Source organism: Streptomyces sp. NPDC003943, assembly GCF_053605265.1.
On sequence record NZ_JBSGIW010000133.1, the window covers coordinates 1 to 14,586 of the forward strand.

General features: G+C 74.0%; 12 protein-coding genes, 1 tRNA gene and 2 pseudogenes. 7 read left to right on the forward strand and 8 right to left on the reverse strand.

From position 1 onward, the window contains the following. The 3 genes from ACWEV0_RS33600 to ACWEV0_RS33610 all read right to left on the reverse strand — a co-directional run. A partial coding sequence (locus tag ACWEV0_RS33600; RefSeq protein ID WP_453153552.1) for an AAA family ATPase occupies positions 1-2,933 on the reverse strand: 2,933 nt, incomplete at its 3' end. 249 nt (positions 2,934-3,182) lie between these two features. Next, positions 3,183-4,880, reverse strand: a complete 1,698-nt coding sequence (locus tag ACWEV0_RS33605; RefSeq protein ID WP_453153569.1) for a S8 family peptidase — start codon at positions 4,878-4,880, stop codon at positions 3,183-3,185. 685 nt (positions 4,881-5,565) lie between these two features. Continuing rightward, a complete protein-coding gene (locus ACWEV0_RS33610; RefSeq protein WP_453153554.1) occupies positions 5,566-6,420 on the reverse strand; it encodes a GNAT family N-acetyltransferase in 855 nt (284 codons plus the stop codon). Positions 6,421-6,627: 207 nt separating this feature from the next. On the opposite strand from ACWEV0_RS33610, the gene ACWEV0_RS33615 reads away from it, so the two are divergent. Continuing rightward, positions 6,628-7,053: a hypothetical protein gene (locus ACWEV0_RS33615; protein WP_453153555.1), complete on the forward strand. Its 426-nt coding sequence runs from the start codon at positions 6,628-6,630 to the stop codon at positions 7,051-7,053. 28 nt (positions 7,054-7,081) lie between these two features. Here ACWEV0_RS33615 and ACWEV0_RS33620 read toward each other — a convergent pair whose 3' ends face one another. Both ACWEV0_RS33620 and ACWEV0_RS33625 read right to left on the reverse strand, forming a co-directional pair. Then, a complete protein-coding gene (locus tag ACWEV0_RS33620) occupies positions 7,082-8,122 on the reverse strand; it encodes a DMT family transporter (protein ID WP_453153557.1) in 1,041 nt (346 codons plus the stop codon). Further along, positions 8,119-8,919, reverse strand: a complete 801-nt coding sequence (locus ACWEV0_RS33625; protein WP_453153558.1) for a phosphatase PAP2 family protein — start codon at positions 8,917-8,919, stop codon at positions 8,119-8,121. The genes ACWEV0_RS33620 and ACWEV0_RS33625 overlap by 4 nt, the downstream gene beginning before the upstream one ends. A gap of 181 nt (positions 8,920-9,100) precedes the next feature. On the opposite strand from ACWEV0_RS33625, the gene ACWEV0_RS33630 reads away from it, so the two are divergent. From ACWEV0_RS33630 to ACWEV0_RS33640, 3 genes are all read left to right on the forward strand, one after another. After that, on the forward strand, positions 9,101-9,772 hold the full coding sequence (locus ACWEV0_RS33630; protein WP_453153560.1) for a TetR/AcrR family transcriptional regulator C-terminal ligand-binding domain-containing protein: 672 nt from the start codon (positions 9,101-9,103) through the stop codon (positions 9,770-9,772). A 29-nt stretch (positions 9,773-9,801) separates the two neighbouring features. Then, on the forward strand, positions 9,802-10,182 hold the full coding sequence (locus tag ACWEV0_RS33635) for a DUF488 domain-containing protein (RefSeq protein ID WP_453153561.1): 381 nt from the start codon (positions 9,802-9,804) through the stop codon (positions 10,180-10,182). A 181-nt stretch (positions 10,183-10,363) separates the two neighbouring features. After that, complete coding sequence (locus tag ACWEV0_RS33640) at positions 10,364-11,626, forward strand: cytochrome P450 (RefSeq protein WP_453153562.1); 1,263 nt, start codon at positions 10,364-10,366, stop codon at positions 11,624-11,626. Here ACWEV0_RS33640 and ACWEV0_RS33645 read toward each other — a convergent pair. Continuing rightward, on the reverse strand, positions 11,616-12,134 hold the full coding sequence (locus tag ACWEV0_RS33645; RefSeq protein ID WP_453153564.1) for a DUF309 domain-containing protein: 519 nt from the start codon (positions 12,132-12,134) through the stop codon (positions 11,616-11,618). The two genes, ACWEV0_RS33640 and ACWEV0_RS33645, sit on opposite strands and share 11 nt — an antisense overlap. An 83-nt stretch (positions 12,135-12,217) precedes the next feature. Between ACWEV0_RS33645 and ACWEV0_RS33650 the strand changes: the two genes are divergently transcribed. Further along, a tRNA-Pro gene (locus ACWEV0_RS33650) sits at positions 12,218-12,291 on the forward strand. Between the two features lie 156 nt (positions 12,292-12,447). Here ACWEV0_RS33650 and ACWEV0_RS33655 read toward each other — a convergent pair. Beyond that, on the reverse strand, positions 12,448-12,666 hold the full coding sequence (locus tag ACWEV0_RS33655) for an AMP-binding enzyme (RefSeq protein WP_453153565.1): 219 nt from the start codon (positions 12,664-12,666) through the stop codon (positions 12,448-12,450). 37 nt (positions 12,667-12,703) lie between these two features. Here ACWEV0_RS33655 and ACWEV0_RS33660 point away from each other — a divergent pair. Both ACWEV0_RS33660 and ACWEV0_RS33665 read left to right on the forward strand, forming a co-directional pair. Continuing rightward, a pseudogene (locus ACWEV0_RS33660) lies at positions 12,704-13,051 on the forward strand (acyl-CoA dehydrogenase family protein); the annotation flags it as partial. 625 nt (positions 13,052-13,676) lie between these two features. Continuing rightward, positions 13,677-14,429, forward strand: a complete 753-nt coding sequence (locus ACWEV0_RS33665; protein ID WP_453153567.1) for a hypothetical protein — start codon at positions 13,677-13,679, stop codon at positions 14,427-14,429. Between the two features lie 32 nt (positions 14,430-14,461). Here the strand turns inward: ACWEV0_RS33665 and ACWEV0_RS33670 are convergent. After that, positions 14,462-14,586, reverse strand: a pseudogene (locus tag ACWEV0_RS33670) (biotin transporter BioY); the annotation flags it as partial.

Here is a 14,586-nt window from a genome sequence, read left to right on the forward strand (position 1 = left end):
GTGGCCGACTGCAGCGCCGCCTGCGCCGCCGACCGCCGGCGCCGCCGCCGCTCCACCCGGGCGAGCGCGATCAGCGCCCGGCCCTGTTCGAGCGGCAGCTCCGCGTCCGCGAACCGGCTCGCCGTACCCGCGAGCAGCTCCGCCGCCTCGTCCGTACGGCCCTCGGCAGCCAGGCACAGCGCGTACGCCCGGTCGATGCCGAGCAGCACCCGGGGCCGCCCGAGCCGTTCGCCCACCGGCCGCACCGCCGCGAGCACCGCCAGGGCCTCGTCCACCTCGTCGTGCGCGAGCAGCGCCTCGGCCAGCTCCTCGTGCCAGCGCAGCATCGACGGGTCCACCGTCGACTGGGCCCGCTCGTTGGCCTCGACCCGGCGCAGCGTCTCCAGAGCCGCGGCGACGTCCCCGTTGATCAGCTGCACCCGCCCGAGCGCGTACAGACTGCGCGACAGGAAGACCCGGTCGCCCTCCTCCTCCGACGCCTGCACACTGCGCCGGGCGTAGCTGGCCGCCCGGGCGAAGCTGCCGCCGGCCGTCTCGGCGAGCGCGAGCGAATACCAGGCCGGCCCGGGGGAGAGCCCCGCCTCCAGGGTCAGCGCGAGCGCCTGCCCGGCGTGCGCGAGGGAAGCCCCGCAGGGACCCATCCGCGACTCGATCTCGGCGAGCGTGCTGAGCAGTTCGATGGAGTCCTCCACCGAACCGCGCCGCTGCACCAGCGGAAGCAGCGCGTTGAGCTCCGCCCGCGCGTCCACAAGGCGTCCGTCGAAGAGGGCATGGCGGATCGTCAGGATCTGCGCGGTGTTGCGGACCCCGGCCGGCCGCTCGGCCATCTCCAGGGCCCGCGCCTGCGCGAGCACCGCCTCCGCGTCGGGCGCGCCGAGCGCCCGCTCCATCCGCGCCTGTACGGTCATGGCCTGCGCGGCCGTACGGGGATCGCCGATCGACGCCGCCAGCTTGGCCGACTCCATCGCCGCGGCCCGCGAACGCGCCGGATCCCCGTCCGCGAGGACGTACTTGACGGCCAGCCGGAGCTGGACCGCGGCCCGCAGCGCCGTGTCGCCCTCGGAGTCCTCCATGGCGTGCACGTACATCTCGTCGAGCCCCGTCAGACCCTGCCCCGCCGTGTCCAGGACGGCGAGCCGGGCCCGCACCCGGTCCACCGGCGCCGCGTCCCGGGCCAGCAGATCCGTCGCGGCCCGCATCGCGAGGTCGGCCCGGGCCGCCCGGGCGGCCTCCTCGGCGGCGTCCACCAGGCGGGCGATCCGCCGCTGGCTGTGCGCGCCCGGCGTCGACTCGGCGGCGAGCAGGGCGAGTTCGGCCGCCAGCGCGCTGTTGCCGCGCCGCCGGGCGAGGTTCGCCGCCTCGGCGACCTCCGCCGCCAGCTCCTCCTGCGGCGCGTCGGTGGCCAGCGCCCGGTGCCGTACCGCCTCCACCTCGTCGTCCACGACCTTCGCCAGCGCCGCGTGCCCCGCGCTGCGCTCCGCCCAGCAGGCGTCGTGCACCAGCGTGGACGGCAGCAGCCCGGCCGTGAACGCGACCGTGCCGTCCTCGGCGAGCGACACCAGACCGGCCCGCTCGGCCGCCGCCAGGTCCGCCTCCGCGTTCGGCCGCCCGGCGCGCCGCACCAGGGCCGCCGTCGGCCGCAGCGCGAGCGCCGCGAGCAGCAGGGTCTGCCGCACGTCGGACGGCGCGGCGCCCAGCAACTGCCGCGCCAGGTCCCGGGCCCGCCCGGACAGGGTCAGCGCCTCGGCGTGGTGCACCGGGGTGCGGGCGTCGGCGAGCGAGCGCCCGACGGCGAGCGCGAGCCGCGGATTGCCGCCGCTCGCCTTGTGAATGCGGCCGGCCATCCGGGACGGCAGCCGGTGGTGGATGAGCAGCTCGGCGATCTCGTCGGCGTGCAGCGGCGGCACGAGCAGCACGTCCGCCTCGGACGGCACCCACAGCCGGCTGTCGTGCGCGTCCGCACCGCCGTAGCCGGTCGTGTCGTGCGAGCTCCCGTACGCCTCGGGGGTCTCGACGGCGACGACCCGCAGCGTGGGCGGCGCCAGGTGCAGGGCGAACCGGAGCAGATCGGCGCTGTCCGCGTCGATGTGCTGCACCCCGTCGACGACGAGTAGCGCGGGGCCGCGCGCGGTCAGCGACCGCAGGATCCCGGCGATCCCGAGCCGCAGCGCGATCGGGTCCCAGCCGCCGTCCTCCGCGGGCGCCTCCCGGCACAGCATCGCGACGGCGTCCCGCTGGGGCCCGGGCAGCCCGTCCAGGGCCCCTGAGGCGGTGACACCGAGGCGCGCGGGCGCGGAGTCGGCGGGGCCGCCGGCGGCGCCGGTCGCGGTGCCGTCGGCGCGCTGCGCGGGCAGGGCGGCGGCGCCGAGGGGGTTCGCGGAACTCGCCGGACCGGCCGGGCCCGCCGGGTTCGCCGGCCGCGCCGGGCTCGTCGGGCCCACGGTCGCGAGCGGGCCCTGGGGCCGTTCGTATCCGCTCCCGCCCCTGCTCCCGTAGCCGTCTTCGTGGCGGCTTCCGTAGCCGGTCGCGGTAGGGGTCGCGTTCGTGTTCGCGTGGGCGGTCCCGTACCCGTACCCGGTGCCGTGCTCGGCCGGGGCGCCGGCGCGGGTCTGAGCCGCGCTCTCCTCGGCGGCGACCGCCGCCGAGGCCGAGGCCGAGGCCGGGTGCGGCCAGGTCAGGTTGGTCGCGACGGAGGCGACCAGGGCCGCCGCGGCCGCGCCGGGTATCTCGCGGTCGGCCGGGAGCGTCGCCAGCCAGAGCACGGTCTCGCCGCGCGCCTCGGCGCGGGCGGCCGCGGCGAGCGCCACCTCGGTCTTTCCGACACCTGCGGGTCCGGTCAGCAGGGCCCGGCCCCGGGCCTGCAGCACGCGTTCGAGGCGGCCGAGGAGTTCCTCGCGGCCCACCGGCGCAGGCCGGAGCGGCGCTGTCGTCACGTATCCACCACCCTTTGCCCCGCGGGCCCGGCCCATGAGCCCCGTTGCGCAGAGGATACGGAGCGAGGCGCGTCCGTCCAGGCCCCTTGTCCGGCATACGGACAGCACACCCCGGTGAACCGAGCGTGAACCGCGGACGGCCAACTGCCGGAAGCGCCCGTGGTGTAGACCACGGGCGCTTCGCTGACCAGCGGTGATGCTGGGTGTGGGGGGTGGTTCTGATGCGATCCGAGGGTGGATCGCGGTGGCTCAGAAGGTCAGGCTCCACGAGTCGATGTAGCCGGTGTCACCCGAGGCCACATCGCGGACCTGGAGCTTCCAGGTGCCGTTGGCGACCGAGCTCGACGCGTCGACCGTGTAGGTCGCGAGGACGTTGTCGGCGCTGTCGGAGGACGACGAGGTCTTCAGGTTCCGCACGGTGCCGTCCGGGGCGATGAGGTCGATGACCAGGTCGCCGCGCCAGGTGTGCTTGATGTCGACCGCGACCTTGAGGGTGGCGGGCGCGTTGCCGGTGATGCCGGAGACGGTGATCGGCGAGGTCACGGTGGACAGGTCCGGGATCTGGACGTCCGTCGCGTTCGTGAAGACGTTGCCGGCCGGCGGGGTGGTGCCGGTGACCGCGTTCACCGTCGCGGCGGCGTCGGCGATGCCGGTGCCGCAGCCGCCGGTGCAGGTGCCGGGCAGCGGGCGGGCGTTGGCCTTGATCGCGGCCTTGATGTCGGCCGGGGTCAGGCTCGGCTTGGCCGACTCCAGGAGCGCGGCGAGACCGGCGATGTGCGGGGCCGCCATCGAGGTGCCCTGGTAGGGCTTGTAGGTCTCGGTCGACTGGACGGTGGTGCCGGAGTTCAGCGTGGAGTAGATGCCGTTCTCGGGCGTGGTCACCGTGCCGGGCGTGTCGGTGGCGTTGCGGGTCTCGCCGCCGGGCGCCGCGACGTCCACCCGGGTGCCGTAGTTGGAGTAGAAGGAGCGGCTGCCCGCGCGGTTGGTGGCCGCGACGGTGATGACGCCCGTGCAGTTCGCGGGCGTGAAGCCGGAGGCGTCCGCGTTGCTGTTGCCCGCGGCGACGACGACCGTGGTGCCGCGCGAGATCGCGCCGTTGATGGCGCTCTGGTAGACGCTCGGGCAGGTGCTGCTGGCGCCGCCCAGGCTCATGTTGATGACCTTGGCCGGGTTCGGGTTGGCCGGGACACCCGGCACGGAGCCGCCGGAGGCCCAGGTGATCGCGTCCGCGATGTCGGAGGACGAACCACCGCACTTGCCGAGCACGCGCACCGGCTCGATCTTCGCGTTGTACGCGATGCCCGCGATGCCGTTGGTGTTGTTGGTGACCGCGGCGATGGTGCCGGCCACGTGCGTGCCGTGCCAGGACGAGTTCGACGCCTTGGAACCCGTACCGCACTCGCCGTCGGTGGCGTTCCAGTCGCCCTCGTCCTTCGAGTCCGCGTCACGGCCGTTGCCGTCGCGGGCGGCGGAGGAGTCGGAGATGAAGTCGTAACCCGGGATGACGTTGGTCGCCAGGTCCGAGTGGGCCGCGTAACCGGTGTCGATGACCGCGACGGTGACGCCCGAACCGGTCGTCTTGTCCCAGGCGGCGGGCACGTTCATGCCGCCGGTGGGCTCGAAGAGGTCCCACTGCTTGGCGTAGTCCGTGTCGTTCGGCGTGACCGCCATCGCGTACGCCCGGATGTCGGGCTCGACGGAGGCGACCTGCGGGTCGGCCTTGAAGGCGGCCATGACCTCGGCCACGTCCTGCTTGGTGGCGGAACCGCCCAGGTTCACCAGCGCCGCGCCGCCGGCCAGGCGCCGCTCGAAGGCGAGCTTCTCCCCGGTCTTGACGGCCTTCTCGGCCGTGTCGCTCTTCGCGGCGGCGTTGGAGCCGGCCTCGGCGGACGAGGACTTGTAGGTGACGATGACCTTCTCGACCGGAGCGCTGGGCAGCGCGGTCATGGCCTGCGAAGCCGGCGCCGGCTTCGGGGACGGGGCGCCCGGGACGGCGGCGAACGCCCCGGAGGTGGTGGCTGCGGCACCGAGGATCGCGGCGCTCGCGACCACCACGGATATGACTCTCCGCCTGGAACCGTTCAAGGTGTGGCCCTTTCGAGTACGACGTAGGTGGAGCAGTGGCGGCGGCGCGGGAACCTCGGGGCGAAGTGGGGTCGCTTCCGTGGTCCCCTGGGCGTGGGGTCCCGTGCGCCGCCACCGGCGCTGACGGCCCGGGTCAAGGCCGTCCCCGACGGACACCACCCACCGCTCCTCATGCACCTGACAGGGGCGGAGGTGGGGTTGGGGCTGGGATCTGCCGGTGCGGCAGACAGTAGGGAACGCCGAGATGAACTCGATACGGGGAAAACCCTTGTAGGGACGAGGGGGAGGGTGGGGGAGGGAGTGAGGGGAAAGGGGTTTCCGCGCGGGCGCGCGGGTTGCCCGCGCGGGCCGCTGGGCGGGGCACCGCCCCCCACCCCCCCGGGTGGGCAATCGTCCCGCAGGGCGGGACGGGTGGGCACACGGGACGGCGCCCTTGCGGGCGCCTCCGCCCCCTGTTCCTGCGCGCGCCACGACCGCGGTGCGCCCGGTGGGTGTTGGCGCGGGGCCCGTTCCGGCGGCCGCTCCCGTCCGACGGGCGGCTTCGGTCTCAGCCCAGTTCGAGCGTCGTCACGCCGAAGACCCGCTCCTGGGCGATCGGGCGGATCGGGCCCGTGTACATCCGCGCCGTCTCGAACGTCGGCTCCAGGCCCCGCTCCTCCGCGAGCCGCGCCGCCGCCGGGTTCGCCTCCGGCATGTCGACGGCGATGCGCGGGGCACCGAAGGCGCGCGCCTCGGACGCGAGGGCGTCGAGGAGGGCGGCGGCGTCGGCCGGGGTGTCGGCGAAGAGAGGGCCGACGCGGGCCTCGGACTCGGCGGGGCGGACGACGCCGTAACCGGTGAGGCGCCCGTCGGTGACGCGGACCAGGGCGCGGTGGCCCGGAGTGCCGAGCCAGGGCGCCAGGAAGCGCGGCCGGTCCGCGGGGTGGCAGGCGCTGTCGTACGCGGCGAGGGCGACCGGATCCACCCGGTCCGCGGCCACCACACCGGACGGCGCCCGGTCGGGAAGCGGCACCTCGCCCACGTACCGCGCCGTCCGGTACGCCGTCACGAACCCCGAGCGCCGGTAGTTGTCCTGCTGCGCCGGCACCCCGTCGAGCCCCACCGTCCGGTCGCCCGCGTGCGCCAGCGCCGTCTGCCAGGTCGCCAGGCCGTGGCCGAGACCGCGCAGATCAGGCCGTACGAGATAGAACCCCAGGAAGGAGTAGTCGTCGCTGTAGTTGACGACCGAGATCGCCGACACCGGCTCCCCGGCGACCCGCCCCAGGAAGAACCCCGCCGGATCCTGCGCGAAGAACGACTCCGCGTCCGCCAGGCCCGGGTTCCAGCCCTCGGCCGCCGCCCAGGCACGCACCAGCGCCCAGTCCTGCAGGGAGGCGGAGGAGATGGTCAACGTCTCGGCCATGAGGGTTCCTTCGGCGGTGCGGAGCGGGCGGGCGGCGGCCGAGCATAGTGCCGTACGCAGGTCCTTCGGCCCGCCACCGTCGCTTTCCGGCCGCCCCGTGGCGCCAGACGCCCGCTGTCGAACCGATGCGCCGTGCCCCGCGTCTTCCCGTCGCGGCACAGTCGTCGCGCACGCGTCGAACCCGTCCGACACCCCGGGAGGCACGTCTTGGCGTCACCTCTTCTCCCCACCGACCCACGGCAGTTGGGCGGCTACTACCTCGACGGCCGGCTCGGCGCCGGCGGCCAGGGCGTGGTGTACGAGGGGTACGACCAGGAGGGCCGGCGCGTGGCCGTGAAGGCCCTGCACGAGGCGAGCTTCGGCGACCGGGCCATGCTCCGCCAGGAGATACGCGCCTGGCGCCTCGTCGCGCCCTTCTGCACCACCAAGGTGCTGTACGCCGACCTCGACGGCCCCGTCCCGTTCATCGTCAGCGAGTACGTCGCCGGCCCCGACCCGCGCAGAGCCGTGGACGGCGGAGCCCCGTACGCCCCGGAGGAGCTGCGCCGCGACCTGTGCGCCCGCTCCGGCGGCCTCACCGAGGAGGAGTGGCGGGCCCACATCCCGGACGTGCCCTTCCGTGAGACCTGCTGAGCGCCACCAGCGCTCGTGATCAATACACCTAGCGCGCCGGCTCGGGCACCGGATTCGGTCCGATCAGGGCGTCCGGTATGACCAGGGGTTCGCGTACGGGGAGCATCGCCGGCTCGTCCACGACCGCGGGCTCGTCCGCCGCGACGCCGGGCCGGGACGCGGGGAGCGCGACGGTCTCCGCGGCTCCCGCGCCGGCGCGTGCCTCGACCTGTACGCCCGTCGTCAGCAGCACCACCCCGCGCGCCGCCACCACCGCTCCGGCGCCCGCGATCAGCCAGCCCCAGACCCCGGCGCGGAAGGTCTCGCCGAGGAGGGCGACGCCGATGACGGCGGCGGCGGCCGGGTTGGAGAGGTTGACGACGGCGAGCGGGGCGGCGAGGCCGCCGCGGTAGGCGGCCTGGGAGAGGAGGAGGCCGCCCGCCGCGAACGCGGCGATCAGGACGGCGAGCAGCGCCGTCTGCCACCAGCCGTCCGGCCCGCCGGGCAGGTCGCGGGCGAGTGCGGTGGTGAGGGTCTGGGTGAGCGCGGAGCCGACGGCGGAGGCGACGCCGGACGCGGTCGCGTGACCGAGGCCGCGACCGCGCGCGCCGGTGCTCATGCGGGCCCGGGAGCGGGAGGCGAGCAGCGCGATGAGCAGAAGCGTCACCGCCGTCACGATGAGGGTCTCGCGCAGGTTCAGGGCCTCGTCCGGTTCGACGGGTCCGGTCACCGCGACGAGCCCGACCAGGCCCGCCAGGGTCCACAGCGCGCCGCGCCACTCGGTCCGGCTGACCCGGCGCCGCGCCCCGTACGCGCCGATCGGCAGCGCGGCGACGAGCGTGAGCGCGCCGAGCGGCTGGACGAGGGTGAGCGGGCCGTAGTGCAGGGCGGCGACGTGGGCGAGCGCGCCGGCGGCGTTGAGGCCGACCGCCCACCACCACTGCGGGCGGCCGAGCAGGCGTCGCAGCGCGCCCTGCCCGCCGGCGGAGGCGGACGCGAGCCGTGACTGGGCGACGGCGGCGAGGGCGTATCCGGCGGCGGAGACGAGGGAGAGGAGGACCGCGAGGACGGTCCCGGTGGCGCCGCTCATCGCAGGGCTCCCGCGGTCGCGGCGGCGGTGACGGGCGTGAGCGGTGGCAGCGGCCGGGGGCCGTGCCCGCGCCACGGCGCCGGTACGGCGAGCAGCGCGAGGCCCAGCAGGACGGCGGCCGCGAGCGCGTCGAACCAGTAGTGGTTGGCGGTTCCGACGATCACGAGCAGGGTGACCAGCGGGTGCAGGAGCCAGAGCACCCGCCCGCGCGTCCGGGTGGCGGCGATCAGGCCGATCGCGACCATCAGCGCCCAGCCGAAGTGCAGCGAGGGCATCGCCGCGAACTGGTTCGCCATCGAGTCGGTCTCGGGCGTGGCGCCGTACACGGAGGGCCCGTAGACCTGCGCGGTGTCGATGAGGCCGCTCTCGGTGAGCATCCGGGGCGGCGCGAGCGGCATGAGCAGGTGCAGCGCGAGCGCGGCGGCGGTGACGAGGGCGAGCACGCGGCGCGACCAGACGTAGTGGTCGGGGCGGCGCCAGTAGAGCCAGGCGAGGAAGGCGATGGTGGCGGGGAAGTGCACGGCCGCGTAGTAGGTGTTCGCGGTGCGGACCAGGGCCTCGCCGTGCAGGAGGAGGTGCTGGATCACGCCCTCGGCCGGCAGGTGCACCGCGCGCTCGGCGTCCCACACGCGGTCGGCGTTGTGGAAGGCGCGGGTCTCGTGACCGTTCGCGAAGAGCCGGCCGAACTTGTAGACGAGGAAGAGCGCGGTCACGAGCAGCAGCTCGCGCACGAGCGGCGGTCTGCGTATGCCGCCTCTCCCGCCCGTCCCGCCCGTCTCGCCTGTCCCGGCAGCCATGGCGCGGCCCCTTTTTTCCTCAAATCGGACAACAAACGCAGGAACTCTAGATCCGATTTCATCGAGACGCAAGCGTCTCGATACGTTTGCGTCTCGATTGGGCACCCCCTACTCTCGTATGTGCAGGGAAAGGTGTCCGGTTGGGGGGCCGGCGGGGTAGGGGATCTCCGGGAGGAATTCGATGTCCACGCAGGCCGCGACCGCCGCCGCCCGCCGCAGCAAGCTCACCCCCGAGCGGGAGGAGGAGCTGTACGACGCGGTGATCTGCCTGCTGCGCGAGGGCGGCTACGACTCCGTCACCATGGAGGGCGTCGCCGCCCGCACCAAGTGCGGCAAGGCGACCCTCTACCGCCAGTGGGGCACCAAGCCCCGGCTCGTCACCGCCGCCCTCGACAAGCGCCGCTGCGCCGTCTTCACCGGCATCGACACCGGCTCCCTCGTCGGCGACCTGCGCGAGGCGGCCCGGATCGCCGCCTCCCGCCGCGAGCGCGACGCCGAGCTGATGGAGGCCGTCAGCCAGGCGTACATCGCCCATCCCGACCTGCGCGCCGCGCTGCGCGAGACCGTCATCCAGCCGGAGGTCGCCGCCCTCGACGCGATGCTGGCGCGCGCCGTCGAGCGCGGCGAGCTCGCCGCCGACAACCCGGCGATGGCCTTCGTCGCCCCCTGCTTCATGGGCATGCTCCGCATCGAGCGCCTCTTCGAGGACCGGTTCGCGGACGCGGTGACGATGCGGACCTTCGTGGACGCGGTGCTGCTTCCGGCGCTGAAGGTGGAGCCGGGCATCGCGGAGGTGGCCCCGGACGCCCGGAATGCCGTGGACTCTGGCAGCTCGGACGGCTCCGAGGTGTGAAGCGCCCGCCCGTCCGGCACCCTGAAGCCATGCCCCACACCCCGCCGCCCGGCGGCCCCCGCGTCCGCGTCCGGCGCGTCTACGAGTCGCCCGAGCCCGACGACGGCGTGCGGGTCCTCGTCGACCGCCTCTGGCCGCGCGGCCTCTCCAAGGCCGACGCGCACATCGACGAGTGGCCCAAGAGCCTCACCCCCTCGAACGAGCTGCGCCGCTGGTACCACGGCACGGAGGGGGAGTACGAGGAGTTCCGGCGCCGGTACGAGGAGGAGCTCGCCGAGCCGGCCGCCGCGGAGGCCCTCTCGGCTCTGCGAGCCAAGGCCGCCGAGGGCCCCGTCACCCTGCTCACCGCCACCAGGGACCCCTCGCACAGCCACACCGAGGTCCTGCTGCAGGCACTCGACGCGACCTGAACACGCCCTCGTCACGCACCTTTCACGCCAGCTCCGCGCCCGCCCCTGGCCACCCGCCCGCGCCCCCTTCACCATGGCCGCAACGCAGCGCAGCGCACCGCTTCGCAACGCAGCGCACCACATCGCACGCACGCACCACATCGCACCGCACCGCAGCGCACCGATCGTGAGGAGGCACCGCGTGGACCCGGCCCAGCGGAAACGGCACGCCCTGCTCGACGAGCTCCAGCGCGACCCGTACCCGCACTACGCCCGGGCGCGCCGCACCGCCGGGCTCACCTACGAGCCCCTCCTCGACGCCTGGCTCGTCACCCGCGACGCCGACGTCCGCGAGGTGCTGCTGCGGCCGCAGGACTTCTCCTCCGCCCAGTCCCTGCGCCCCGACGTCCAGCCGTCACCCGCGGCCCTCGCGGTCCTCGGCAGCGGCTTCGCGCCCCGGCCCACGGTCGTCTCCACGGACGGCCCGGCCCACCGCCGCCACCGGGCGCCGCTCAACAGCGGCCTGTCCGCCACCCGGATCGCCGCCCTCACCCCGTACATCACCCGGCAGGCCGAGACGCTCGCCGAGGAGTTCGCCGACGCCGTCGCCGAGCACGGCCGGGCCGACCTCATGGCCAGGTACGCCCGTCGCCTCCCCGGCGCCGTCGTCGGCCGCCTGCTCGGCCTCGACCCGGCCGACGTGCCGGCCGCCGTCCACGGCTCGTACAGCGCCGAACGCCTGCTCTTCCGCCCGCTGCCCGAGGCCGAGCAGATCGCGGCCGCCCAGGACGTCCTCGCCCTGCAGGAGCTGCTCGACCGCTACGCCCGCGACCGCCGCGCCCGGCCCCGTGACGACCTGATCACCGCGATGGTCAGCGCGCTGGCCCCCGACGCCGGGCTCGGCCCAGGGCCGCGCGGGCTCACCGACGACCAGCGCTGCGAACTCGTCGCCAACCTGCAGAACCTGCTCATCGCCGGCCACCTCACCACCACCGCGCTCATCGGCACGACCGTGCTGCACCTGCTGGGCCACCGCGACCAGTGGGAACTCCTGCGCGCCCGGCCCGAGCTCGTCCCGGCCGCCGTCGAGGAGGCCGCGCGCTACGACACCGCCGTGCAGGGCTTCCGGCGCACCACCACCCGCCCGGTCACCCTCGCCGGCACCGAACTGCCCGCCGGAGCCACCGTCTTCGTCGCCTACGGCTCCGCCAACCGCGACCCGGCCCGCCACCCGGACCCCGACGTCTTCGACATCACCAGGACCAGGGCGCACACCCGCCACCTGGCCTTCGGCCACGGCCCGCACGGCTGCCCCGGCTCCCAGCTCGCCCGCGTCCAACTCCGGGCCACCCTCCACGCGCTGACCCGGCGGCTGCCCGGACTGCGACCGGCCGACGCCCGTCCCGTACCGATGCGCCCCACCCTCATCCACCGCTCGCCCGAGGAACTGCTCCTCACCTGCTGAGCCGCGGCGCCTCCGCCGCGGCGTCCGGCACCACCCCGCCGGCCTCGACCCGGCCCGCGAGCCCGCGGGCCCACGCCGCGAGGCCCGCCACATCGATCCCGTACGTCTCCGACCGTGGCCCCCGCCCCGCGTACTCCTCGACCCGCCCGGCCCCGCGCCGCAGCAGCCGCGCCCCGCCCGCCGCATTCCCCCGCGCCGAGTGCGTCAGCCCCACCGCCAGCTGTGCCAGGCCCTGCCACAGATCCCGCTCCCCGGCCGGCCCCGACTTCCACGCGTCCTCGAACACCTCGTGCGCGTGGAACGGCATCCCCGCGTCGAGCAGCCGCTGCGCCTCCCGCACCGTCTCCCCGGGCGCCCGCACCACCCCCTCCGGCTGCCGCGCCACCCCCTCCGCCCCGTACGCCAGCGGCCGCCCAAGCCCGTCCCGCGGCCGCGCACTCCGCGCCCGCCCCGCGGTATCCCGATCCCTGTCCACCCGTCCATTCTGCTCCGCACCCCGCGGTGACACCCCGTGTGCTGATCCACCCCGTGAAGTGAGGTAATGTTCTCTTGCACGCCGCCGCGGGACTCGAAACCGGGGCGGACGGGCACCGGGACGTGGCGCAGCTTGGTAGCGCACTTGACTGGGGGTCAAGGGGTCGCAGGTTCAAATCCTGTCGTCCCGACTCGAAAGAGTCGCAGGTCAGGGGCCGTTTCAGAGCAATCTGAAACGGCCCCTTGATCGTTTTCGGGGACCATTTGAGGACCAGCGCACTTGACCGACCGGAGCGCACCTTGACTCGGTCAAGGTGCGCTCCGGGGGTCGTGGCTGTCGGTGCCGCTCAGTCGCGCTGTGTGGCGGCGAGTTCGCGCTTGAGGATCCTGCCGGTCGCCGTCATGGGCAGGGTCTGTCGGAACTCGACAAGCCGGGGGTACTTGTGGCCCGCCATGTTCTGCCTGCTCCAGGCCACGATCTCCTCCTCGGTGACCGTGGAACCGGCGCGGCGGATGGCGAAGGCCTTGACCTCCTCGCCGTGGCTGGGGTGGGGGACGCCCACCACGGCGGCGAGGCTGATCTCCGACGACCCGGGTGCCGAGCGGCACCGCCAGCAGTCGATGATCCTCGTCGAGCGGGGCACCCCCGGCTTCGAGGTCCTCCGCGGCATGGAGGTCTTCGGCCACGACGACCGCGAGCACGGCGGTCACGCCGAGCTGACCTTCATTGATGTACGGGTGCCGGCGGCGAACCTGATCGGCGGCGAGGGCGACGGCTTCGCCATCGCCCAGGCACGTCTCGGCCCGGGCCGGATCCACCACTGCATGCGCTCGATCGGCATCGCCGACCGGGCCGTCGAGCTGATGTGCGCCCGCGCCGAGGAGCGCGTCGCCTTCGGGAAGCCGATCGCCGAGCAGGGGGTCGTACGGGACTGGATCGCCGAATCCCGCGAAGCCGCAAATGCTCGATGCGGACCTGGTCGCGTCGGTCGTCCAGGCGGCCCGGATCCTGGCCGCGCTCACCGCCGCGTCCCGCTTCCGGCGGCTCCCCGGCCGGGCGAACCGCCGGGCACCGGGGACATCGAGGGAGGAGTGAGCCTGCCCCACCCCGCGGAGCCGGCCGATGACGTGATCAAGGCCCAGACGGCCGAGATCGAGCAGATGAACAGGATGCTCGGCAAGAGCTGACCGAAGCGCGGTCCATGCACGGGGCACGGCAGGGAGGTACCGGCCGTGCCCCGCTGCTGTGCCTGCGTGCTCGGCGGGACCCGCGTCGCGAGCCCAGTGGTCGGGTCGCGAGCCGGACGAGGCGGACTCGCGGTCCGGGAGTCCCGTGAATTTCATCATGCGGCGTACATGACAAGCATCGGAACGGTGCCCTACGCTTCCCCCGGTTCGGTCACTCGAACCGACCGGAGCCCCACCGGTATGGCTCTCTCACGCCTGCCGTCCGGTTGAACGGTCAGTCACTTTCGCACCAGCGCAAGGTAGTTCACGATCTGGCTGGGCCGTACACCCGAGGGCGCCCTCCAGATCGTGCGTGGCTCACATCCCCGATCACCGGAGGAGACCCCTCGTGCGATTCAAGATGCTCGTCGCCGCCACCGCCGCCGCGTCGCTTGCCACACTGGCGTTCAGCACCACCGCCCAGGCCAATCACTCGTGGGGCAGTTACCACTGGGCCCGTACGTCCAACCCGTTCACCCTGAAGATCGGTGACAACCTCAGCTCCGGCTGGAAGAGCTACCTGAGCACGGCGTCGACCGACTGGAGCAAGTCCACGGTGCTCGACACCACCGTCGTGGCCGGGCAGTCCTCCGCCAGGCGGTGCCCGGCGACCACCGGCCGCGTCGAGGTGTGCAACAACACCTACGGCAACAACGGCTGGCTCGGCATCGCGTCGATATCCGCCAGCGGCAGCCACATCACCTCCGGCACCGTCAAGCTCAACGACACGTACTTCAACACCGCGCAGTACAACACGCCCGCGTGGAAGCAGCTGGTCACCTGCCAGGAGGTCGGACACACCTTCGGGCTCGACCACCAGGACGAGATCTTCGACAACCCGAACCTCGGCACCTGCATGGACTACACGAACGACCCGAGCACCAACACCCACCCCAACCAGCACGACTACGACGAGCTGGCCACGATCTACGCCCACCTCGACTCGACGACGACCGTCGACCAGACCGCCGCCGTCCCGCAGGTCGGCAACGACAAGTCGAGCTGGGGAACCCGCGTGGACCACTCCTCGGGCGCCGACACGTACGTGAAGGACCTCGGCAACGGCAACAAGGTCATCACCCACGTGGTCTGGGCGCGCTGACGGCACATCACGCTGCCGAGCGGCCGGAGCGATCCGACCGTGAAGGACCTCCCGGTCATCATGGCGGCGAAGGTCTGCCCGGTCACCGGGACCGGCGAGCCGGGCACCGGCACCGCGAGCTGGGCGGCGAGCCCGGTCAGAGCCGCACCGCCGAGGA